20 protein-coding genes are annotated in these 21,787 nt (G+C 70.8%); 11 read left to right on the top strand and 9 right to left on the bottom strand.

Annotated elements, in window-relative coordinates; translation table 11 throughout:
• Positions 1 to 6: 6 nt before the first annotated feature.
• Positions 7 to 693, bottom strand: coding sequence for a response regulator transcription factor (locus AC5P09_RS18745; protein ID WP_266432976.1), 687 nt, complete (start codon positions 691 to 693; stop codon positions 7 to 9).
• Between the two features lie 288 nt (positions 694 to 981).
• Here AC5P09_RS18745 and AC5P09_RS18740 point away from each other — a divergent pair, with 288 nt between their 5' ends.
• From AC5P09_RS18740 to AC5P09_RS18710, 7 genes are all read left to right on the top strand, one after another.
• Entirely contained in the window at positions 982 to 1,758 is a 777-nt protein-coding gene (locus AC5P09_RS18740; RefSeq protein WP_266432978.1) for an amino acid ABC transporter ATP-binding protein, read from the top strand.
• Between the two features lie 89 nt (positions 1,759 to 1,847).
• Positions 1,848 to 2,696, top strand: coding sequence for a glutamate ABC transporter substrate-binding protein (locus AC5P09_RS18735; RefSeq protein ID WP_493874978.1), 849 nt, complete (start codon positions 1,848 to 1,850; stop codon positions 2,694 to 2,696).
• 96 nt (positions 2,697 to 2,792) lie between these two features.
• Positions 2,793 to 3,467 carry an amino acid ABC transporter permease gene (locus AC5P09_RS18730; RefSeq protein ID WP_329336717.1) on the top strand — a complete coding sequence of 225 codons (675 nt, stop codon included), beginning with the start codon at positions 2,793 to 2,795 and terminating at the stop codon, positions 3,465 to 3,467.
• Positions 3,464 to 4,372, top strand: coding sequence for an amino acid ABC transporter permease (locus AC5P09_RS18725; RefSeq protein WP_493874977.1), 909 nt, complete (start codon positions 3,464 to 3,466; stop codon positions 4,370 to 4,372). Before AC5P09_RS18730 ends, AC5P09_RS18725 begins: the two co-directional genes overlap by 4 nt.
• A gap of 175 nt (positions 4,373 to 4,547) precedes the next feature.
• Positions 4,548 to 6,176 (top strand): FAD-dependent monooxygenase, encoded by a 1,629-nt coding sequence (locus AC5P09_RS18720; RefSeq protein ID WP_493874976.1) that lies wholly within the window; start codon positions 4,548 to 4,550, stop codon positions 6,174 to 6,176.
• The gene (locus tag AC5P09_RS18715) at positions 6,160 to 6,345 is read left to right on the top strand and encodes a putative leader peptide (protein ID WP_493874975.1); all 186 of its coding nucleotides are present in this window, start codon (positions 6,160 to 6,162) and stop codon (positions 6,343 to 6,345) included. The genes AC5P09_RS18720 and AC5P09_RS18715 overlap by 17 nt, the downstream gene beginning before the upstream one ends.
• Before the next feature lie 82 nt (positions 6,346 to 6,427).
• Positions 6,428 to 6,967 (top strand): cupin domain-containing protein, encoded by a 540-nt coding sequence (locus tag AC5P09_RS18710; RefSeq protein ID WP_493874974.1) that lies wholly within the window; start codon positions 6,428 to 6,430, stop codon positions 6,965 to 6,967.
• 302 nt (positions 6,968 to 7,269) lie between these two features.
• Here the strand turns inward: AC5P09_RS18710 and recX are convergent, their stop codons facing one another.
• From recX to AC5P09_RS18690, 4 genes are all read right to left on the bottom strand, one after another.
• Entirely contained in the window at positions 7,270 to 8,064 is a 795-nt protein-coding gene (recX, locus tag AC5P09_RS18705) for a recombination regulator RecX (protein WP_493874973.1), read from the bottom strand.
• Positions 8,065 to 8,174: 110 nt separating this feature from the next.
• The gene (recA, locus tag AC5P09_RS18700; protein ID WP_493874972.1) at positions 8,175 to 9,302 is read right to left on the bottom strand and encodes a recombinase RecA; all 1,128 of its coding nucleotides are present in this window, start codon (positions 9,300 to 9,302) and stop codon (positions 8,175 to 8,177) included.
• 322 nt (positions 9,303 to 9,624) lie between these two features.
• Positions 9,625 to 10,872 (bottom strand): AI-2E family transporter, encoded by a 1,248-nt coding sequence (locus AC5P09_RS18695; RefSeq protein ID WP_493874971.1) that lies wholly within the window; start codon positions 10,870 to 10,872, stop codon positions 9,625 to 9,627.
• 126 nt (positions 10,873 to 10,998) lie between these two features.
• Positions 10,999 to 11,193 carry a DUF3046 domain-containing protein gene (locus AC5P09_RS18690; RefSeq protein ID WP_266432991.1) on the bottom strand — a complete coding sequence of 65 codons (195 nt, stop codon included), beginning with the start codon at positions 11,191 to 11,193 and terminating at the stop codon, positions 10,999 to 11,001.
• Between the two features lie 80 nt (positions 11,194 to 11,273).
• Between AC5P09_RS18690 and AC5P09_RS18685 the strand changes: the two genes are divergently transcribed.
• Positions 11,274 to 12,218, top strand: coding sequence for a hypothetical protein (locus AC5P09_RS18685; protein WP_493874970.1), 945 nt, complete (start codon positions 11,274 to 11,276; stop codon positions 12,216 to 12,218).
• Between the two features lie 57 nt (positions 12,219 to 12,275).
• Here AC5P09_RS18685 and AC5P09_RS18680 read toward each other — a convergent pair whose 3' ends face one another.
• From AC5P09_RS18680 to AC5P09_RS18670, 3 genes are read right to left on the bottom strand one after another with little or no spacing between them, the layout of a single operon-like run.
• Positions 12,276 to 12,584 carry an AzlD domain-containing protein gene (locus AC5P09_RS18680; protein ID WP_493874969.1) on the bottom strand — a complete coding sequence of 103 codons (309 nt, stop codon included), beginning with the start codon at positions 12,582 to 12,584 and terminating at the stop codon, positions 12,276 to 12,278.
• A complete protein-coding gene (locus AC5P09_RS18675) occupies positions 12,581 to 13,324 on the bottom strand; it encodes an AzlC family ABC transporter permease (RefSeq protein WP_493874968.1) in 744 nt (247 codons plus the stop codon). The genes AC5P09_RS18680 and AC5P09_RS18675 overlap by 4 nt, the downstream gene beginning before the upstream one ends.
• Complete coding sequence (locus AC5P09_RS18670) at positions 13,321 to 14,187, bottom strand: AraC family transcriptional regulator (protein ID WP_493874967.1); 867 nt, start codon at positions 14,185 to 14,187, stop codon at positions 13,321 to 13,323. Before AC5P09_RS18670 ends, AC5P09_RS18675 begins: the two co-directional genes overlap by 4 nt.
• Before the next feature lie 338 nt (positions 14,188 to 14,525).
• Between AC5P09_RS18670 and AC5P09_RS18665 the strand changes: the two genes are divergently transcribed.
• The 3 genes from AC5P09_RS18665 to AC5P09_RS18655 all read left to right on the top strand — a co-directional run bounded on the left by AC5P09_RS18665 (position 14,526) and on the right by AC5P09_RS18655 (position 21,289).
• Entirely contained in the window at positions 14,526 to 19,505 is a 4,980-nt protein-coding gene (locus tag AC5P09_RS18665) for an ATP-dependent helicase (protein ID WP_493874966.1), read from the top strand.
• Positions 19,506 to 19,654: 149 nt separating this feature from the next.
• Entirely contained in the window at positions 19,655 to 20,491 is an 837-nt protein-coding gene (locus tag AC5P09_RS18660; RefSeq protein ID WP_493874965.1) for a DNA-formamidopyrimidine glycosylase family protein, read from the top strand.
• Positions 20,492 to 20,524: 33 nt separating this feature from the next.
• Positions 20,525 to 21,289, top strand: coding sequence for an SDR family NAD(P)-dependent oxidoreductase (locus tag AC5P09_RS18655; protein ID WP_493874964.1), 765 nt, complete (start codon positions 20,525 to 20,527; stop codon positions 21,287 to 21,289).
• On the opposite strand, the gene AC5P09_RS18650 is transcribed toward AC5P09_RS18655, so the two are convergent.
• Complete coding sequence (locus AC5P09_RS18650; RefSeq protein WP_493874963.1) at positions 21,237 to 21,542, bottom strand: hypothetical protein; 306 nt, start codon at positions 21,540 to 21,542, stop codon at positions 21,237 to 21,239. The two genes, AC5P09_RS18655 and AC5P09_RS18650, sit on opposite strands and share 53 nt — an antisense overlap.
• Between the last annotated feature and the right edge of the window lie 245 nt (positions 21,543 to 21,787).

Genomic DNA, 21,787 nt, shown 5'->3' with positions numbered 1-21,787 from the left:
GCCCCGCTACGCGCCCGGGGCGACGAGCCGGTAGCCCACGCCGCGTACGGTTTCGATCAGGGCCGGCATGCGCAGCTTGGCGCGCAGGGACGCCACGTGCACCTCCAGGGTCCGGCCGGTCCCCTCCCAGCTGGTCCGCCACACCTCGCTGATGATCTGCTCCCGGCGGAAGACCACGCCGGGGCGCTGGGCCAGCAGGGCGAGCAGATCGAACTCCTTGCGGGTCAGCTGGACGACCGAACCGTCCACGCTGACCTGGCGGGTGGGCAGTTCGATGTGCACCGGGCCCAGACGCAGCGCGGTCTCGCTCGCCCCCGGCGCGTCCTCGTGGACGGTGCGCCGGGCCACGGCGTGGATGCGGGCGAGCAGCTCTCCGGTGTCGTACGGCTTCACCACGTAGTCATCGGCGCCGAGGTTGAGGCCGTGGATGCGGGAGCGGACGTCGGAGCGCGCGGTGACCATGATCACCGGGATGCTGGTGCGCTTGCGGATCTTGCCGCAGACCTCGTAGCCGTCCTGGTCGGGCAGCCCCAGGTCGAGGAGGACGACGCCGAAGCCGGCGCCTTCCGGGACGAGGGCCTGCAGGGCCTCCTCGCCGCTGCGGGCATGAGTGACGTCGAAACCGTGCCGCGCGAGGACCGCGGACAGGGCGGCTGCCACATGGTTGTCGTCCTCGACGAGGAGCAGTCGCATCCGGGCCCCCTTCGGTTCATCCGACGTACGATCAGGATGTGTACAAAGACGTGTGCACGCGCGCGTGCACACATGGCAGTCACGCTGATGGAAGAGGACGGCGTCAAGAGGGTTCCGGTTGCGCGTTGCTTCCGTTACCCCGCCGATACGCGCCCAGCTCGCAAGTGCTACGACACGTGTCCGATTGCTATCGGATCGTGATCCTCAGATTCCCCTCAGATGTAATGACGCTGGTCGCGAGTGGTTACTACTGTCCTCCGAAACCGAGGAGGACGGAGCCTTAGAGCGATGACCGAAGTATCGGTGGCCAAGGAAGATGTGGCCGCGACCGGAGATCTGGTCGTCCTGAAGAGCGTCAACAAGCATTTCGGCGCGTTGCACGTTCTCCAGGACATCGATCTGACGATCGCCCGCGGCGAGGTTGTCGTGGTCATCGGACCCTCCGGGTCCGGAAAGTCCACCCTGTGCCGCGCCATCAACCGCCTGGAGACGATCGACTCCGGCACGATCGCCATCGACGGCAAGCCGCTGCCCCAGGAGGGCAAGGCTCTGGCCCGGTTGCGTGCCGACGTGGGAATGGTCTTCCAGTCCTTCAACCTGTTCGCGCACAAGACGGTGCTCGAGAACGTCATGCTGGGCCAGATCAAGGTCCGCAAGATGGACAAGAAGCAGGCCGAGGAGAAGGCCCGGGGCCTACTTGACCGGGTCGGCGTCGCCAACCAGGCCGACAAGTACCCCGCACAGCTCTCCGGCGGCCAGCAGCAGCGTGTCGCCATCGCGCGCGCTCTGGCCATGGACCCCAAGGTCATGCTCTTCGACGAGCCCACGTCGGCGCTCGACCCGGAGATGATCAACGAGGTTCTAGAGGTCATGCAGCAGCTGGCCCGGGACGGTATGACCATGATCGTCGTCACCCACGAGATGGGGTTCGCCCGTTCGGCCGCGAACCGGGTGGTGTTCATGGCGGACGGCCGGATCGTCGAAGAAGCTGTGCCGGACCAGTTCTTCAGCAACCCGCGCAGCGACCGCGCCAAGGACTTCCTGTCGAAGATCCTGCACCACTGACGCATCCGCACCCGTGACACGCCCGCATCACTGAGTGCGGTGTCACCCGCAACGTCGGCATTCTCCTCACCACACAAAGGATGTTCACCATGAAGCTCCGCAAGGCCTCCGCCGCGGCGGCCACCGCGCTCGTCCTCGCTCTGACCGCGACCGCATGTGGAGGCGACGACAACGACAGTGGCGACACCGGCTCGGGTTCCGGTGGCGGCGACAAGATCAAGGTCGGCATCAAGTACGACCAGCCGGGTCTCGGCCTGAAGGAGCCCGACGGCTCCTTCTCCGGTTTCGACGTCGACGTGGCCACGTACGTGGCCAAGGAGCTCGGCTACGAGCCCGACCAGATCGAGTTCGTCGAGACCAAGAGCGCGGACCGCGAGAACGCGCTCGCCCGTGGCGACGTGAAGTTCATCGCGGCCACGTACTCGATCAACGACGAGCGCGCGCAGAAGGTCGACTTCGCCGGGCCGTACCTGCTGGCCCACCAGGACCTGCTGGTCAAGGCCGACTCGGACATCACCGAGGCCACGGATCTCAATGGCGAGAACCTGTGTTCGGTGACAGGCTCCACGTCGGCGCAGAACGTCAAGAACGACTTCGCTCCGAAGGCCAACCTCACCGAGAGGGGCGGCTACTCGGAGTGCATCGCAGCTCTGCAGAGCGGCGCCGTGGACGCGTTGACCACGGACGACTCGATCCTTGCCGGCTTCGCCGCGCAGGAGCAGTACAAGGGTCAGTTCAAGCTCGCCGGACTCAAGCTGAGCAACGAGAACTACGGTATCGGCGTGAAGAAGGGCGACACCGAGACCGTCAACAAGATCAACGCGGCCCTGGAGAAGATGGTCAGCGACAAGTCCTGGGACAAGGCGGTCCAGGAGAACTTCGGTCCGGCCAACTACAAGAACGAGCCCGCGCCGAAGATCGGCAACATCGTCAAGTAGCACGAGGGTTCACGGGCGTGCCGTCGCCGACTGCGATCAAGGCGGCGGCACGCCGCGCTGTCCACGTACGCCACACACCCGGAAGCGCGGGAAATCGTGTTCGACTTTCTTTCAGACTATGACGACCCGAGCATCTGGGGCGCCTTCTGGACGACGGTACAGCTCACCGTCCTCTCCGGCGTCGGCTCCCTGGTCTGGGGCACCCTCCTGGCCGCGATGCGGGTCAGCCCGGTGCCACTCATGCGTGGGTTCGGCACGGCCTACGTCAACATCGTCCGGAACATCCCCCTGACCGTCATCATCGTCTTCACCTCGCTCGGCCTCTCCGACATCTTCCGAGTGACGATGGGGACGTCCGACTTCGAGGTCCGGTACTTCCGCCTGGCGGTCCTCGGTCTCGCCGCCTACACCGCGGCCTTCGTCTGCGAGGCGATTCGTTCCGGCATCAACACGGTGCCACTCGGACAGGCCGAGGCGGCCCGTGCCATCGGGCTGAACTTCACCCAGACGCTGCGGCTGATCATCCTGCCGCAGGCCTTCCGTTCGGTGATCGGCCCGCTGGCCAATGTGCTGATCGCCCTGACCAAGAACACGACCGTGGCGGCCGCGATCGGCGTGGCCGAGGCCGCCCTCCTGATGAAGGAAATGATCGAGAACGAGGCGCAGACGCTGCTCATCGGCGCCGTCTTCGCATTCGGGTTCGTGGTGCTGACCCTCCCGACCGGCCTCATCCTGGGCTGGCTGAGCAAGCGACTGGCGGTGAAGCGATGAGCTCCGTTCTCTACGACACACCGGGGCCCCGCGCCAAGCGGCGCAACGTGCTCCTCTCGGTGGTCTTCTTCGTCCTGCTCGCCCTGCTCCTGTGGTGGGTCTGGCAGACCATGGACGACAAGGGCCAGCTGAGGTGGGCCCTGTGGAAGCCGTTCACCGAGTCCCAGGCCTGGACGACGTATCTGCTGCCGGGCCTCGGCGACACGCTGAAGGCCGCGTCACTGGCCATGCTGATCGCCCTTCCGCTGGGCGCGCTCTTCGGTATCTCGCGCCTCTCCGACCACCGGTGGGTGCGAGGTCCGGCCGCCGCGGTGGTCGAGTTCTTCCGGGCGATCCCGGTCCTGCTGCTGATGCTGTTCGCCAACGAGTTCTACGACCGCTACACGAACGTCACCAGCGAACAGCGGCCCCTCTACGCGGTCGTCACCGGCCTGGTGCTCTACAACGCGTCCGTCCTCGCCGAGATCGTCCGGGCCGGCATCCTGTCCCTGCCCAAGGGCCAGTCCGAGGCCGCGATGGCGATCGGCCTGCGCAAGGGCCAGACGATGACCAACGTCCTGCTGCCGCAGGCCGTCACGGCGATGCTGCCGGCCATCGTCAGCCAGCTCGTGGTCATCGTGAAGGACACCGCACTGGGCGGCGTGATGATCGGGTTCACCGAGCTGCTCAACACGCGCGGCACACTCGCTGCCAACTACGCCAACGTCGTTCAAAGCTTCGTCGTGGTGGCGGTCATCTACATCGTGCTCAACTTCATCCTCACCACCTTCGCGAGCTGGCTGGAGAAGAGGCTGCGGCGCAGCAAGCGGAGCACGGGGGCAGTCCTCGGCGGGAAGGACGTGGACGAGATCAACGCCGCCGAGATCAGGGGCGCCTACGGAACCGGTGCCGGCGGATCGATCTGATGATCAGTCAAGCGACATGAACGACACGGAGGCAGTGGCGTGATCACCACTGCCTCCGTCACTTGACGCAAGCACCGGCAATGGGTTGCATACGTTCTGTGATCGTGCACCCTGCTCCAACCTCCTGTTCACGTACGTCCCTGAGGACACCACTGCGGGCAGGGGGCGCCGCGCCGTGGACCCGGTGATCATCGTCGGTGCGGGGCCCGTCGGGCTGACGCTCGCCCTGGCTCTGGCCCGCCAGGAGGTGCCGTCCGTGGTCCTGGACGAGGGCCCGGGCAAGGACGAACCCCGCCTCGCACGCACGGTCGTGCTGCGCGAGGACACGGCCGCGCTGATGGAGCGGCTGACCGGCATCCCCCTTGCGGACGTCGGCGTCCACTGGGCCGGATGGCGGTCGATGCGGCGCAAGCAGGTGATGCGCGAGGTCACGTTCGGGGACGACACCGACGCCGAGGGCGATGCCGGTCCCGCTCCCCTGCACATCGCCCAGCACGTGCTGACCGGCGCCCTGCGCGCCGCCCTCGCCGGCGAACGCCTCGTCAAGATCGCGGTGGAAAGCCGCCTCGACGGCATCGAGCAGGAACCATCCGCCGTCACGGTCCACACCCGCGGCCCCAAGGGCACCTGGTGGCGCGGCAGTTACCTGGTCGCCTGCGACGGCCCGCGCTCGACGGTGCGCAAACTCCAGGACATCCGCTTCCCGGGCCGTACGGCGGTGGAGCGGCACGCCGTGGCCGCCCTGCGCACGGAACTCCCCTGGCCCGACCAGGCGTTGCTCCACCGGATGCCGCCCTGGCGTACGACCGGCCCCTCGGCCGGCGAGATCACCGGCCGCCCCCTGCCGGACGGGGTCTGGCGCCTCGACTGGCTGCTGCCGCCCGGCAAGGACCTGGTCACGCCGGAACTGCTGGTGGCCCGCGTCCGGGAGACCCTGGCCGGCTGGACGGGCGGCTCGACACCGCCGTACGAACTCCTCGACACCGGGGTCCACATCGTCCACCACCGGTTGGCCCGCCGCTGGCGCGCCGGCCGGGTCTTCCTCGCCGGGGACGCGGCGCACCTGCTCGGCGCGCTCGGCACCCAGGGCCTCGACGAGGGGCTCAAGGACGCCGACAACCTCGCGTGGAAGCTGGCGTTGGCCTGGCACCACGGGCCGCACGAGGCGCTGCTCGACAGCTACCAGGCGGAGCGGCGCGCGGTCGTCGCCGGCCGGCTGCGCGCCGCCGACCAGGCACTGCCGCTGCTGCGCGGGGGCGGGGGCCTGCGCGGGTACGTCCCCGGCTCGGCTCGCGGCCACGACGCACTGCTCACGGACGGTCACTTGGGGCGCGGCCCGCTCGGTGCGCCCGGGGCGTACGCCGACTCGCCGCTCGCACCCCGGCACCTCGAAGGAGAAGCCCTCGTCGACACGGCGCCCGGCGCACCGGTCACCGATGTGCGGGTGACGGCCGAGGACGGCTCCTTCGTACGACTGCGGGACCGCCTCGGTCGCGGCGCACTGCTCGTCCTGCTGATCGCGCCGGGCACCGGCGTGTGGGAACGCAAGCACTGGGTGACCGCCGGGATCATGCCCCGCCTCGCGGCGGCGGTGACCGCGCTGCCGCACACCGCCGAACTGCTGGTCGCCGAGGAGTACCCGGGCGCGGCCCCGCACACCGTCCTTCTCGTACGGCCCGACGGTCATCTCGTCACAGCGCTGACCGGGGTCCGGCCGGCCGACCTGTACGCGGCGGCCGAGGCGGCGCTGGGCGGGCCCGCGCGCGCCGAAGCGGAAGCCGGGGCGGGTGCCGGCTCCCGTTGACCTGTTTGTGCTCACTGTCACCGAGCGTCCACATTGTGACAGTGAGTTGACCGCCCCACACCGCCATGGTGTACTCCGGATCGTGACCGACACCTGTGTGCACCTGTGGCGGAAGGTCCATGTGGACCTGGTCCGCTATGCGGGCTGCATGTGTCGCCCGTCCTGCTGAATTCGCATTCCACCTCACTCTTGGCGCGCGCCGCTTCTGCGTTGACGCGCGCTTCACGCGAACGCTCTTCAGGACGGTGCCCGTGTCTGCCTCCCCCTCCCCCGTTGTCTCCTCCGGTTCCGCCGTTTCCGTGCCCACGCAGGCGGACCTCCTCGAATTCGTGCGGCGTACGGCCGCCGACTCCGAGCTGATCAACTCGCTCCCGCTCGACCCGGAGGGCCGTACGTGGGTGCGGCTGGAAGGGCCGGGCGGCAGCGAGGCCTGGTTGATCGGCTGGCCGCCGGGCACCGGCACCGGCTGGCACGACCACGCCGAATCGGTCGGCGCCTTCCTCACCGCCTCCGGTGAGCTCAAGGAGAACTCGCTCGCCGCCCGGCTGCCCACCGACGGCTGGAAGACGCTGGAACTGACCGAGGACGTGGACCGGGAGCGTCGGCTGCCGGCCGGACAGGGGCGCGCCTTCGGCCGCCACCACGTCCACGAGGTCCTCAACGAGTCCACCGAGCACCACGCGATCTCCGTCCACGCCTACTACCCGCCCCTGCCGCAGATCCGCCGCTACAGCCGCAGCGGGCCGATCCTGCGCCTGGAGCAGGTGGAGCGCCCGGAGGACTGGCAGTGAGCGGTGCGGGCACGCTGGTGACCGGTCGCATGGTCGTCACAGGCGTCGAGGCTGAACGGCCGGTCGGCATCGACGAGTTTGCGGGCCGTTTCCGTTGAGCGGCGACACTTGGCGGTCGCGCGAAGCCCAGCACCGGGACCGGCGGCGCCTCCAGCACCACGCCCCGCTCCAGAACGCGATGGGCGCCCCCGCGCGTCCACCGTGTCCGGGCCGCTGAGTCACACGGCTCCGGTCACCATGCCGGAGCCGCTCTCCCCCGGGAGCCGTTCCTCAGAACCCCTCGCCCGTCGGACTCCCCGTCCTCAGAACCCCTCGTCCCCGAGGAACTCCGTGTCCTCGCCCTCCTCCTCCAGCGCCTGCCGGACCACCCGCAGGGCCATGCCCTCGGGGTAGCCCTTGCGGGCGAGCATGCCGGCGAGACGGCGCAGTCGTTTGTCGCGGTCGAGGCCTCGGGTGGAGCGCAGCTTGCGCGCGACGAGCTCGCGCGCGGTCGTCTCCTCCTGCTCGGAGTCGAGCTGGGCGACGGCCGCGTCGATCAGCGTGGAGTCGACGCCCTTGGTCCGCAGTTCCTGGACGAGCGCGCGCCGGGCCAGCCCCCGTCCGTGGTGCCGGGACTCCACCCAGGCGTCCGCGAACGCGCTGTCGTTGATCAGCCCGACCTCCTCGAACCTCGACAGCACCTGCTCGGCGGCGTCATCCGGAATCTCCCGCTTGCGCAGGGCGTCCGCGAGTTGCTTACGCGTGCGCGGGGTTCCGGTGAGCAGGCGCAGGCAGATCGCCCGCGCCTGCTCGACCGGGTCCTTCGGGGGCTCCGCCTTCTCGGCCCTCGCCGAGAAGGTGCCTCCGTCCGCACCGGACGACTCTGCGCGACCGCGCCGACGGCGCCCGCGTGAGCCACCCGCGCCCCGTGCTCCACCGCCCCGACGTGACTCGCCCGCGGGCGAGTCGGCGCCGAACGCCGAGGAGCGGCCGCTGTCCGGCCCGGTCTCCGGCCACTGCCCATCGCCCGGCTCGTCGTCGTACGACCCCCTCGTGCCGTACGACGCCGTGCGGGCGTACTTCCCGTCCACGTCGTGGACCGCGTCACCACCGCTCATGCCGGCGATTCCCCCGTCGCTTCCCCCGCTCCGCTCACGCGGAGCGTCCGGGTGAGCGGCGTACTCGGACCAGTCGGTTCGCCACGCTTTTGAATCAGGCACGGTATGGATCAGCTCTTGGCCACCGCGGCCTTGGTCTTGGCAGGCTTGGCCGCCGCCGGAGCGGGCACCGTCTTCGCGGCGTCGTCGGTGACGGCGGAGACCACGGCGTCCGCGCCCGGCTCGGCGGCCGGCTTCTCGGGCCGGACCCCGACGCCCAGCTTGTCCTTGATCTTCTTCTCGATCTCGTTGGCCAGGTCGGGGTTGTCCTTAAGGAAGTTGCGGGCGTTCTCCTTGCCCTGGCCGAGCTGGTCGCCCTCGTACGTGTACCAGGCGCCGGCCTTGCGGACGAAGCCGTTCTCCACGCCCATGTCGATCAGGCCGCCCTCGCGGCTGATGCCATGCCCGTAGAGGATGTCGAACTCGGCCTGCTTGAAGGGCGGAGCGCACTTGTTCTTGACAACCTTGACGCGGGTGCGGTTGCCGACGGCGTCGGTGCCGTCCTTCAGCGTCTCGATACGTCGGATGTCGAGTCGCACCGAGGCGTAGAACTTCAGCGCCCGGCCACCGGTCGTGGTCTCCGGCGAACCGAACATCACGCCGATCTTCTCGCGGAGCTGGTTGATGAAGATCGCGGTGGTCTTGGACTGGTTGAGCGCGCTGGTGATCTTCCGCAGTGCCTGGCTCATCAGACGGGCCTGCAGACCCACGTGGCTGTCACCCATCTCGCCCTCGATCTCCGCGCGCGGGACGAGCGCGGCGACGGAGTCGATGACGATGAGGTCGAGGGCACCGGAGCGGACCAGCATGTCCACGATTTCCAGGGCCTGCTCGCCGTTGTCCGGCTGGGACAGGATCAGGTTGTCGATGTCGACGCCGAGCTTCTTCGCGTACTCGGGGTCGAGGGCGTGCTCCGCGTCCACGAACGCGACCTGGCCGCCGGCCTTCTGAGCATTGGCCACGGCGTGCAGGGTCAGGGTCGTCTTGCCGGAGGACTCCGGGCCGTAGACCTCCACGACACGGCCGCGCGGCAGGCCACCGACGCCGAGGGCGACGTCGAGTGCGGTCGACCCGGTGGGGATGACCTCGATGGGCTCGTTCGGCCGCTCACCCAGGCGCATGACCGCGCCCTTGCCGAACTGCCGTTCAATCTGTGCGAGCGCGGCGTCCAACGCCTTCTCGCGGTCGGTTCCTGCCATGGGTTCCACCCGATTTGCTTGAGTCGATCGCTTCACGTCAAAGACGCTAACGCCTGCCACTGACAATGGGCCCCGACGCCCGTCCGGCCTGTGGATAACTCGGGCACTTCTCCATCAAAACCATGTCGAAACGCCCACCGAGAGTCTCGCCGGAGCTCTCATCAGAATGGATGTTCGATTTTCGTGTCAAGCGCACCACGCGGCACCTCCGAGACTACGTCTCGGCGGCCCACGGCCCGTTGATCCGGAACGAGTACCCCGCGCCACCGCCAGGTCATCGGCATGGCGGCCCCTGGGCCTGCAGGCCGTCCTGGTCCTGCGGTCACGAGGAGCCGTCGCCGGGGTCCTCCGCCCCCGGCCTCCGTACCCACAGCGCCCGCATGCGCGCGAGGGGCCCCTCCCCCCGATTCCGGTGCCCATGGACCCGAGGGTCGTCCGTGACGTCGTACCGCTTCACGTACGCCCCGAGGAAGGCCTGCAGCGTGGCGATCGCCGGGATGGCGATCAGTGCGCCGACGGCCCCGAGAAGGGCGGTGCCGGCGATGACGGAGCCGAACGCGACCGCCGGGTGGATGTCGACGGTCTTCGAGGTCAGCTTGGGCTGCAGCACGTAGTTCTCGAACTGCTGGTAGACCACGACGAAGATCAGCACCCACAGCGCGTACCAGGGGTCGACGGTGAAGGCGATCAGCATGGGCAGGGCGCCCGCGAGATACGTACCGATCGTGGGGATGAACTGCGAGACCAGCCCCACCCACACCGCGAGCACGGGCGCGTACGGCACGTTCAGCGCCTCCAGCAGGATGTAGTGCGCGACCCCGGAGATGAGGGCCATCAGGCCGCGCGAGTAGATGTAGCCGCCGGTCTTGATCACGGCGATCTCCCACGCGCGCAGCACCTCGGCCTGCTTGGCGGGCGGCAGGACGGAACAGAGCGCGCGGCGCAGACGCGGGCCGTCGGCGGCGAAGTAGAAGGAGAACAGCGTGACCGTCAGGAGCTGGAAGAGCCCGCCGAGGACCTGGGCGGACACGTCCAGGACGCCGGTGGCACTGTTCTGCACGTAGTTGCGCAGCCAGTCGGAGCGGAGCAGGCCCTCCTGGACGTCCACCCGTTTCAGGTCGGTGTTGAAGTGGGTGTTGATCCAGTTGATGACGGAGTCGAGGTACTGCGGGAAGTCCTCGACGATCTTGATGATCTGGCCCGCGAGCATGGAGCCGAGCAGCGTGACAAAGCCCGCCGCCGCGATCATCACGCCCAGGAAGACGACGGCGGTGGCCAGACCTCTGCGCAGGCCGCGCGAGGCCATCCAGCTCACCGCAGGCTCGATGGCCAGGGCCAGGAAGAATGCGATGAGGACGTTGATCAGCAGGCCGGTGAGCTGATGGAAGGCCCAACTGCCCAGCTGGAACACGGCGATGAGGGCGAGCGCGAGCACCATGGCGCGCGGCAGCCAGCGCGGCATGCGGGCGTTCGGCCCGGCGGCGCCGGCGGCCGGGGGCCGGTTTGGCGGCGTCGTGCCGAACGGGGATGCGTGCTGGGTGACCTGGTCGGTCTCGTCATTGGGTGCCACGGGGCAAGTCTCGCCCACGCGGCTGACAATCGGCCGCCGTCCTGCGATCTTCGTGACCGATCAGTGCTTCCCTCGCAGCACGTTCATGACCGAGCGGTGTTTCTCCCACCGAACGTTCATGACCGGTCAGTGCTTCTCCCAGGGAACGTTCATGACGGTGCAGACCACGCGCCACACGTCCTTGGCGTCCCAGCCGGCGTCCAGCGCCTCGTGCACCGTGCGTCCGCCGAGCTCCGCCATCACGTGGTCGCGCGCGAACGTGTCGGCGTAGCCCGGACCGAAGTGATCCGTCATCCGCTCCCAGAAGACCGTCAACCGCATGACTCCAGTATCCCGCCCCTGAGAGTGGGCCTGAGCCGGGACCGCTCGCCGATACCGCTTTCCGCCCTACGGTCTGACGCATGGCCGAAACAGGAGCTTCCCCACTCCCCCCGACCTCCCCGGCGCACTCCCCGCTCGCGCGCGCCGAGCACTTCGTCTGGCTCACCGCACGCGTGCTGGAGCAGCGCCTCTTCGCGTATCACTTCCTGAAAGGAAGCGCCGACCCGGTGGAGACGGCGCTGGACGCCTACCGCAACGAGGACGGTGGATACGGCCACGCGCTGGAACCCGATCTGCGGGGTCCGGTCAGTCAGCCGCTGCACACCGGTCACGCCCTGCGGGTCCTGGACGCCATCGGGCGCTGCGGCGGGCAGCGCGTGGAGCGCGTGTGCCGGTATCTGACCTCCGTGACCACGCCGGACGGCGCGCTGCCGGCGATCCACCCCAGCCAGCGCGGCTATCCGGCGGCCCCCTTCGTCCCGATCGTGGACGATCCGCCGAGCGAACTCCTCGCCACCGGACCGGTGGTGGGCCTCCTGCACCGCAACGAGGTGTGGCACGCCTGGCTGTTCCGGGCCACGGACTTCTGCTGGCAGGCGGTCGAGTCCCTGGAGCGGTCCCACCCCTACGAGGTCCAGGCCGCCGTGGCCTTCCTGGACTCCGCTCCCGACCGCCCGCGCGCGGAGGCGGTCGCCGATCGTCTCGGCCGTCTGGTACGCGAACACCGGCTCGCGGCCCTGGATCCCGCCCGCCTCGACGCGTACCCGGTCGCGCCCGGCTACGCCCCCGGGGAGCACCACTTCCCGCACGACTACGCGAAGACGCCGACCTCCCTCGCGCGCGGGTGGTTCACGGACGACGAGATGGCCCGTTCCCTGGACTTCCTCGCGGAAGAACAGCAGGAGGACGGCGGCTGGCCGATCCGCTGGCGTCAATGGGCGCCGGGCCCCGCAGTGGAGGCGCGCCCCCTGGTGACGCTCGATGCGCTGCGCACCTTGCGGGCCTACGGTCATTCCCTGGGCTGAGACCACGGTGCCAGCCGGCCGATCGGCGACAGGTCAGGCCACGTCACCACTGCCGCCTCACCCGCCCATCGCCCGCACTCCCGCGGTCACCAGCACGGCGGCAGCGACGACGAGCAGGAAGGGGGCTCGCAGGACCAGCGCAACAGCGGCCGCGGCGAGCCCCGCGGCCCTCGCGTCGAGCACCAGTGCCCGCCCGTCGGCGAAGGCCTGCTGGGCCGTGAGCGCGGCCAGGAGAGCCACGGGCAACAGCGCGGCGAGGCGCTTGACGGGAGGCCGCTCGAGCGCACCGGCGGGCACGAGCAGTCCGGCGAGCTTGACGGCGTAGCACCCCAGGGCGGTCGCACCGATCGCGATCCAGGTGTTCAACGATCTCCCCCTTGTACGTCGTCACGGTCGGCGCCCCTGCGACGGCCCTCCGCCCACAGCACGGCCAGCGCCGCGAGCGCCGCCACCAGAACAGGCACACCGGCGGGCAGCACAGGCAGCAGACCGAGCCCCAGAAGGACCGCGACACCGGCGACCGTCCGCTCCACCGTGGTCTTCAGCATGGGCGCCAGCAACGCCAGGAAGACCGCGGGCCCGGCCGCGTCCAGCCCCCAGGCGTCGGTGTCCCCGATGGCCTCGGCCCCCAGCGCGCCGAGGAGCGTGGTGAGGTTCCACAGCACGTACAGACTGAGCCCCGTCACAGCGAACCCGATCCGCGCCCCACGCCGCGTGGGCTGCGCCAGCGCGACCACCGTCGTCTCGTCGATGACCCACTGCGCGGCGAACGGACGCACCGCGCGCGGGAGGGCCAGCAACTGCGACAACCGCAACCCGTAGAAGGCGTTGCGCACCCCCAGGAAGAACGCCCCCGCAGCCGCCGTCAGCGGGTTCCCGCCCGCCGCGAGCGCCCCGACCAACGCGAACTGCGAAGCACCCGTGAACACCAGCAGACTGAGCGCACAGGTCTGCAACAGCGTGAGACCACTCCCCGCCGAGGTCACCCCGAAGGCGAACCCTGACAGCCCTACGGCGACTCCGACCCCCAGCGCGTCCCTCACGACGGCGGAGTCGGGCTTCTCTCCACCATCACGCTCGTCCACGAGACCTATCTGATCTGTCACGCGTCGGACGGTAGGAGCAGCCGCCCCCGCTCGTCTTGTACGTTCTTGCGCTCACGCCGGTACGCGCCCGGAGGCACGCCCACGATCCGGGTGAAGTGCCGATGCAGATGCGGCTGATCCGTGAACCCCACCGCGACGGCAGCCTCGGCCGGAGTCGTACCGGCGTCCAGCAGCTGCCGCGCCCGACGTACCCGCGCATCGGTCAGCCAGGCGTGCGGCGGCATCCCGTAGGCATCGCGAAACGCCCGCAACAACGCGAACGGACCGGTCCCCAGGTCACCGGCCAGCCTCTCCAGCGTCGGCGGCTCGACCATCCGCTCCTCCAGCACGGCACGTGCGCGTGCCGCGACCCGGGCCCCCGCCGTCCGTACCTCCCGCTGCGGCAGCGCCCCGCCGTTCAACCGCAGCAACCGGGTCACGGCAACCCGCAACAACGTGTCGGCGGCCAGCGCGTTCCCCTCCTCCGCGGCCCGCAGCACCTGATGCACCAGCTCCACGGCATACGCATCGTCCAGCACAGGCCGGACGAACCCCGGCGTCCCCCGGATCAGCGTCGTCTCAGCAGCGATCTCCGCCACCACCTCCGGCGACGGATACACGGCCCCGTACCGCCACCCATCTGGAACGCCGGCCCGCCCCGTATGAGCCGTATCCGGATTGACCAGGGCCAGAGCCCCCGCCCCCGCGTACTGATCGGCCCCCCGATGATGAAAGACCTCGACCCCGTCGGCGATGGCCGCGATGACGAAGTTCTCATGCGTATGCCGAACAAAGGTCTTCCGGACATACCGAGCCCGCAGCAGATCGACCCCCGGCAACCCGGCATACCGCCAGTGCCGCGCCCGCTCACCCGAACCCGCCATGCCCCCATTTTCCGACAACGGCCGACAGCCCGGCCCGGCGGCGGCCACTCGCGTACCCGCAGGCGCCCACGGCGGCAAGGGGACGTGTCGGGGGTTGTCCGCCCGCAGCGGTTGGCGCGTCAACACCGGCACGTTGGTGAGAAACCGATTCCGCGCCGTTCCGAGGACGGACACCCCCGACACGGCCCCGACCCACAACGCAACCGCAGGCGCTACGCGCACCCCCACCCACCCCGCACAGGCCGCCGCAGGCATCGCCCGCCCCAGCCCAGCGCAGCGACGCCGCAGCGACACCGCAGGTCAGCCGCATTGTCAGTCCCGAGGTGCAGGATGGACACATGGTCAGCTCCGCACACCAGGCCCTCAAAGCCTTCTCCCCCGCGACCCGCGGCTGGTTCACGGGAGCCGTCGACGCGCCCACCGCCGCCCAGGCAGGCGCGTGGCAGGCCATCACAGCGGGCTCGGACGTGCTGGTCGTCGCCCCCACCGGATCCGGCAAGACCCTGGCCGCCTTCCTCGCCGCCCTGGACCAGCTCGCCGCCACACCCCCACCCGCCGACCCCAGGAAGCGCTGCCGCGTCCTGTACGTCTCCCCGCTCAAGGCCCTCGCCGTGGACGTGGAGCGCAACCTCCGCAGCCCCCTGACCGGCATCCGCCAGGAGTCCGTCCGCCTGGGCCTGCCCGAACCGGAGATCAAGGTCGGCATCCGCTCCGGCGACACCCCGGCCGCCGAGCGCCGAGCCCTGTCCACCCGCCCCCCGGACATCCTGATCACCACCCCGGAGTCCCTGTTCCTGATGCTGACGTCGGCCACCCGCGACGCACTGACCGGCATCGAGACGGTGATCCTGGACGAGGTCCACGCGGTGGCCGGCACCAAGCGCGGCGCGCACCTCGCCCTCTCCCTGGAGCGCCTGGACGAGCTGCTGCCGAAGCCCGCCCGCCGCATCGGCCTCTCGGCCACGGTCCGCCCTGTCGACGAGGTCGCCCGCTACCTCTCTCCTCGCGGCAAGGTGGAGATCGTCCAGCCGAAGTCCGGCAAGGAGTTCGACCTCTCGGTCGTCGTCCCGGTCGAGGACCTGGGCGAACTGGGCGGCTCCCCGGTCGCCGACGGCAGCGAAGGCGCGGAACGCCCGTCGATCTGGCCGCACGTCGAGGAGCGCATCGCCGACCTCGTCCAAGCCCACCGCTCCACCATCGTCTTCGCCAACTCCCGCCGCCTCGCGGAACGCCTCTGCAACAGGCTCAACGAGATCGCCTACGAGCGAGCCACCGGCGAACCACTGGACGAACACCACGCCCCCGCCGAACTCATGGGCGGCTCGGGAGCGGCTCAGGGCGCCCCGCCCGTCATCGCCCGAGCCCACCACGGCTCGGTCTCCAAGGAACAGCGCGCCCTCGTCGAGGAGGACCTCAAGGCCGGCCGCCTCCCCGCCGTGGTGGCGACCTCCAGCCTCGAGCTGGGCATCGACATGGGCGCCGTGGACCTCGTCATCCAGGTGGAGTCCCCGCCCTCCGTGGCCTCCGGCCTCCAGCGCGTCGGCCGCGCGGGCCACCAGGTCGGCGCGGTCTCCACCGGTGTGGTCTTCCCGAAGTACCGCGGCGACCTGGTCCAGGCGGCTGTCGTCACCGAACGCATGCGCACGGGCTCCATCGAGTCCCTCAAGGTCCCCGCCAACCCTCTGGACGTCCTCGCCCAGCAACTCGTCGCGATGACCGCGATGGACACCTGGCAGCTCGACGACCTCCTCGCGATGGTCCGCCGCGCGGCCCCCTTCGCCTCCCTCCCCGAATCCGCCTTCACGGCCGTCCTCGACATGCTCGCCGGCCGCTACCCGTCCGACGCCTTCGCGGAACTGCGCCCCCGCGTGGTCTGGGACCGAGTCGCGGGCACGATCACCGGCCGCCCCGGCGCCCAGCGCCTCGCCGTCACCTCCGGCGGCACCATCCCCGACCGCGGCCTCTTCGGCGTCTTCCTCGCCGGTTCCGATCCCAAGAAGGGCGGCGGCCGGGTCGGCGAGCTCGACGAGGAGATGGTCTACGAGTCCCGGGTGGGCGACGTCTTCACACTGGGCACCAGTTCCTGGCGCATCGAGGACATCACCCGGGACCGCGTCCTGGTCTCCCCCGCGCCGGGCGTCCCGGGTCGGCTCCCCTTCTGGAAGGGCGACCAGCTGGGCCGCCCGCTGGAACTGGGCCGCGCGGTGGGCGCGTTCCTGCGCGAGGTCGGCTCGCTGACCAAGGAGGACGCCCGCCTCCGCCTCCTCGCCGCGGGCCTGGACGCCTGGGCCGCAGACAACGTGCTGTCCTACCTGGACGAACAGCGCGAGGCCTGCGGCCACATCCCGGACGACCGCACGATCGTCGTGGAGCGCTTCCGCGACGAGCTCGGCGACTGGCGGGTCGTCGTGCACTCCCCCTTCGGCGCCCAGGTGCACGCGCCCTGGGCGCTCGCCCTCGGCACCAAGCTCTCCGAGCGGTACGGCATGGACGCCCAGGTCATGCACGCCGACGACGGCATCGTCCTGCGGCTGCCCGACGCCGACCTCATGGGCCTGGACCTGCTCGACCAGGAACCGACAAAGATCGGCACTGAATACGACGCGGACCAAGCCCCCGTCGGCGCGGCGGACGTCGTCTTCGACAAGGGCGAGGTCGAACAGATCGTCACCGAGCAGGTGGGCAGCTCGGCCCTGTTCGCGTCCCGCTTCCGCGAGTGCGCGGCCCGCGCCCTGCTGCTGCCGCGCCGCAACCCCGGCAAGCGCACCCCCCTGTGGCAGCAGCGCCAGCGCGCCTCCCAACTGCTCCAGGTCGCCAGCGAGTTCGGCTCGTTCCCGATCGTCCTGGAAGCCGTCCGCGAGTGCCTCCAGGACGTCTTCGACGTCCCCGGCCTGGTAGAGCTGATGGGCGACCTGGAGTCCCGCAAGGTGCGCCTCGTCGAGGTCACCACCCCCGAACCCTCCCCCTTCGCCCGCTCCCTCCTCTTCGGATACGTCGCCCAGTTCCTGTACGAGGGAGACTCACCGCTCGCCGAGCGCCGCGCCGCCGCCCTCTCCCTGGACTCGCGTCTGCTGGCCGAACTGCTCGGCCAGGCGGAACTGCGCGAACTGCTCGACGCCGAGGTACTGACCGAGCTGGAAAAAGAACTCCAGTGGCTCACCGAGGACCGCCGCGTCAAGGACGCCGAAGGCGTCGCCGACCTGCTGCGCCTGCTCGGCCCGCTCACCGACGCCGAGCTGGCCGAGCGGGGCGCCGAACCCCAGTGGCCCCAGGAGCTTGCCGCCGCCCGCCGCGCGATCCGCGTCCGCGTCGCCGGCACCGACCACTGGGCGGCGATCGAGGACGCGGGCCGTCTGCGCGACGCGCTCGGCACAGCACTGCCGGTGGGCGTCCCGGAAGCCTTCACGGAGCCCGTCAAGGACCCGCTCGGCGACCTCCTCGCGCGCTATGCCCGCACCCACGGCCCGTTCACATCGGCCACCGCGGCAGCCCGCTTCGGCCTGGGCGTTGCGGTCACCGATGGCACCCTCCAACGGCTCGCCGCGACGAGCAGGGTCGTACAGGGCGAGTTCCACCCGGCCGGGATCGGCCAGGAATGGTGCGACGCCACCGTCCTGCGCCGCCTCCGCCGCCGCTCCCTCGCCGCCCTGCGCCACGAGCTGGAACCGGTGCCGCCGCCCGCGCTCGCCCAGTTCCTCCCCCAGTGGCAGCACATCGGCAAGGGCCACGGCCTGCGGGGCATCGACGGACTGGTGCGTGCCGTGGAGCAGTTGCAGGGCGCGTCCGTACCCGCGTCCGCCCTGGAGAAGCTCGTCCTCCCCTCCCGCGTCGCGAACTACACACCCGCGATGCTGGACGAGCTCACCGCGGCCGGCGAGATCGTCTGGGCCGGCGCCGGAGCCCTCCCCGGCAAGGACGGCTGGGTCTCCCTGTACATCGCGGACGCGGCCCCCCTGCTGCTCCCGCCACCCCACCCCCTGGAGTTGACGGCGCTGCACCAGTCCGTCCTGGACGCTCTCTCGGGGGGCTACGGCCTGTTCTTCCGCCAGATCGCCGATCAGGTCCGCGCCACCACCCACCCCGAAGCCACCGACCCCCAACTGGCCGACGCCGTATGGGACCTGACCTGGTCCGGACGGCTCACGAACGACACGCTCGCCCCCATGCGCTCCCTCCTGGGCTCGGGCCGCACCGCCGGCTCCACGGCCCACCGCGCCAAGCGCACCGTCCCGCGCGGGCGCTACGGCTCCCTCACTGCCGCCGCACGCCCCGCGTCCCGCACCGGCCCGCCGACCGTCGCCGGCCGCTGGTCCGTGCTCCCGGACCGCGATGCCGACCCCACCGTGCGCGCCCATGCCCTGGCCCGCGTCCTCCTCGACCGGCACGGCGTGGTGACCCGGGGAGCCGTCTCCGCGGAGGGCATCGAGGGCGGCTTCTCGGCGGTGTACCGCATCCTGTCCGCCTTCGAGGACAACGGCCAGGCCCGCCGCGGTTACGTGGTGGAGGGACTCGGCGCCGCACAGTTCGCCATGGACGGCGCGGTGGACCGCCTCCGCGCGGTGGCCAACGCCCGCGACCGGGGCGAATCCCTGCCACCCCCGCCCCAAGGCAACGACGCCCGAGACGGCTTCGGCCTCGACTCCCCCTTCGCCCCGAGCCCCTTCGACTCCCCCACCGACTTCACACCCGACCACTTCGCATCACCCGACCCCCACCCGACCACCGACGGACCGAACCCGGCCGACGGCCACACAGACCAAAGCGCCCGCACCTTCGACCCCGGCCTCACCGACGACTGGCCGCCCTTCCCCGCCCCCACCTCGCGGAGCGAATGGATCTCCCCCCGCGATTTCCCCCCATCGACCGGCCCCGCGTACGGCCCGTTCGGCACGCCTTCCTCCCCCCACCGCACCCGCCCCACCCCCGACTCCCGAGCCGTCGTCCTCGCCGCCGCCGACCCCGCCAACGCATACGGCGCGGCCCTCCCCTGGCCGGATCCTCCGACCGACGCCGGCCACAAGCCGGGCCGGAAGGCGGGCTCCCTGGTGGTTCTCGTCGACGGCGAGCTGACGCTCTACATGGAGCGAGGCGGCAAGACCCTGCTGGCCTGGCCCTCCGACCCGTCCGGCACAGCCACCGACGACCCACGTCTCCAAGCGGCGGCGCAGGCCCTCGCCGCGGCGGCAAAGGCGGGCTCCCTCGGCACAGTCACCGTCGAGCGCGTCAACGGCGCATCTGCCCTCACATCCCCCATCGGCACCCTCCTGGAGGGAACGGGCTTCATCGCCACCCCACGCGGCCTGCGACTACGCGCATGAACCCGCCAGAGCCACACCCCGCACCCCGCACCCCGCACCCCGCACCCACGCTCCACCCCCCAACGCGCACCGCATCAACACCCATCCCGCCCCCCAGCCCAACCCCACATCACGCATCCCCGCCGCCCACCCCATGCCACCCTTGACCCATGCCCGAAGGAGACACGGTCTGGCAGGCCGCGAGGCGGCTGCACAGCGCCCTCGCCGGCAAGGTGCTGACCCGCAGCGACCTCCGGGTGCCGAAGTACGCCACGGCCGACCTCACGGGCCGCACCGTCCTGGACGTCACCCCACGCGGCAAACACCTTCTCGCCCGCATCGAGGGCGGTCTCACCCTCCACTCGCACCTGCGCATGGACGGCTCCTGGAAGGTGTACGCCAACCACCAGCGCTGGACCGGCGGCCCGAGCCACCAGATCCGCGCGATCCTCGGCACCGCCGACCGCACGGCCGTCGGCTACCGCCTCCCCGTGCTCGAACTCCTGCGCACCACCGACGAGCACCGCGCCGTCGGGCACCTGGGCCCCGATCTCCTGGGCCCGGACTGGAACCCGGACCAGGCCCTGGCCAACCTCCTCGCCGATCCCACCCGCCCCCTCGGCGAGGCCCTGCTCGACCAGCGCAACCTCGCCGGCATAGGCAATGTCTACAAGAGCGAGCTCTGTTTCCTCCTCGGCGTCACCCCCTGGCTGCCCGTCGGCGCCCTCCCCGGCGACCGCGCCGCGCACCTGCCCGCGCTCGCCAAGAAGCTCCTGGAAGCCAACCGCGACCGCCCGGTCCGCACCACGACGGGCCGCCGAGGCCAGGACCTGTTCGTGTACGGCCGCGCACCCCGCCCCTGCCTCCGCTGCCACACTCCCGTCCGCGTGGCCGACCAGGGCGACGGATCCCGCGAACGCCCCACGTACTGGTGCCCGACCTGCCAGCGAGGCCCCGCCCCAACCACCACCCCGCTCCGCGGAACCCAGCGCCGTACGAACAATTGACGACCCGTCAGGATCGCTCGTACCGTCCCCTTCATGCCCCTCACGGCGTACGACCTCACCGGCCGCACCGCATTCGTCACCGGCGCCGCCAGTGGCATAGGCCGCGCCTCGGCTGTGCTGCTCGCCACGGCCGGCGCCACCGTGCACTGCGCGGACCTCGACGCACCGGGCCTCGACGAGACCGCGAGAGCCATCAAGAACACCGGCGGCACGGCCCACACCCACGCCCTCGACGTCACCGACCGCGAACAGCTCCACGAGGCCGTCGCCTCCTGCGAGCGCCTGGACGTGATGGCCGCGGTCGCCGGCGTCATGCACAGCAGCCCGGTCCTGGAGACCCGGGAGGAGGACCTCGACCGGGTGCTGAACGTCAACTTCAAGGGAGTGCTGTACGCCTGCCAGGAGGCGGCCCGACTGATGCTCGCCCGGCACATCAGGGGCAGCATCGTCACGATGGCCTCGGGCGCCGTGGACACTGGCGGCCCCGGCCTGCTCTGCTACGGCGCCGCCAAGGCGGCCGTCGTCCAGCTGACGAAGACACTGGCGACCGAGGTCGGCCGACACGGCATCCGGGTCAACGCGGTCGCACCGGGCTGGATCCGCACCCCCATGACCGACCGCAGCGACACCGAGGCGCAGGCGCACACCGAGTCGCTCATGGCCCGGATGTCGCCCCTGGGCCGGGTGGGCGAACCGGAGGACGTCGCCCAGGCCGTGCTCTACCTGGCCTCCGACGCCTCGTCCTTCACGACGGGCCAGATCCTGCGTCCGAACGGCGGTGTGGCGATGCCGTGGTAGCCCGCGACACCCGCGACAACGTGGTGACCCGCGCCGTCCGCCAGGCCGCCGCCCACCGCCCCGAGGCCAGAGCTCCCGCGGCCCGGCCCTTGGGCACACAGTGCACCGGCAGCAGACTCAGCCCCCACCCGCCGGCCGCGACCGCTCCCTCCAACACCCCCGCGTCCGACGCCAGCGCGAGCCGCAGCACGGCCCACCACCACAGCGCCCCGAGCCCGAGCACCGCCCCCCAGCGCGCTGTCGGCCCCGCCATGGACGTCACCTCCAGCCCCGACCAGCCCAACGCTAGGCCGCCGCCTCACCCACGGGGAGGGCGCACCGGCGGCACACGGGAGCACCGCCCGTCACTCGATCCCGGCCAGGCACAACCAAGCTCCACCATGACCGCCACCGACCCCACCGGCAAACGGACCAGAGCGACCCCGAGCCCACGAAAACGCGAAAAACCCCGACCGCTCCCCTCCAGGTCTCCCCGGAGAAGCCCCGGCCGGGGCCTCA

The sequence above is a fragment of the Streptomyces sp. a15 genome (genome assembly GCF_059026085.1).
The sequence above is the reverse complement of the archived record's forward strand: the minus strand, read 5'-3'. Positions and strand labels throughout refer to the sequence as shown.

Excerpts from the sequence above, each read along its gene's own strand:
- AC5P09_RS18745 (WP_266432976.1), bottom strand. The coding sequence starts at position 693 with ATGCGACTGCTCCTCGTCGAGGACGACAACCATGTGGCAGCCGCCCTG.
- AC5P09_RS18740 (WP_266432978.1), top strand. The coding sequence starts at position 982 with ATGACCGAAGTATCGGTGGCCAAGGAAGATGTGGCCGCGACCGGAGAT.
- AC5P09_RS18735 (WP_493874978.1), top strand. The coding sequence starts at position 1,848 with ATGAAGCTCCGCAAGGCCTCCGCCGCGGCGGCCACCGCGCTCGTCCTC.
- AC5P09_RS18725 (WP_493874977.1), top strand. The coding sequence starts at position 3,464 with ATGAGCTCCGTTCTCTACGACACACCGGGGCCCCGCGCCAAGCGGCGC.
- recX (WP_493874973.1), bottom strand. The coding sequence starts at position 8,064 with ATGAGCGGTGGTGACGCGGTCCACGACGTGGACGGGAAGTACGCCCGC.
- recA (WP_493874972.1), bottom strand. The coding sequence starts at position 9,302 with ATGGCAGGAACCGACCGCGAGAAGGCGTTGGACGCCGCGCTCGCACAG.
- AC5P09_RS18690 (WP_266432991.1), bottom strand. The coding sequence starts at position 11,193 with ATGCGGTTGACGGTCTTCTGGGAGCGGATGACGGATCACTTCGGTCCG.
- AC5P09_RS18685 (WP_493874970.1), top strand. The coding sequence starts at position 11,274 with ATGGCCGAAACAGGAGCTTCCCCACTCCCCCCGACCTCCCCGGCGCAC.
- AC5P09_RS18670 (WP_493874967.1), bottom strand. The coding sequence starts at position 14,187 with ATGGCGGGTTCGGGTGAGCGGGCGCGGCACTGGCGGTATGCCGGGTTG.
- AC5P09_RS18665 (WP_493874966.1), top strand. The coding sequence starts at position 14,526 with ATGGTCAGCTCCGCACACCAGGCCCTCAAAGCCTTCTCCCCCGCGACC.
- AC5P09_RS18660 (WP_493874965.1), top strand. The coding sequence starts at position 19,655 with ATGCCCGAAGGAGACACGGTCTGGCAGGCCGCGAGGCGGCTGCACAGC.
- AC5P09_RS18655 (WP_493874964.1), top strand. The coding sequence starts at position 20,525 with ATGCCCCTCACGGCGTACGACCTCACCGGCCGCACCGCATTCGTCACC.
- AC5P09_RS18650 (WP_493874963.1), bottom strand. The coding sequence starts at position 21,542 with ATGGCGGGGCCGACAGCGCGCTGGGGGGCGGTGCTCGGGCTCGGGGCG.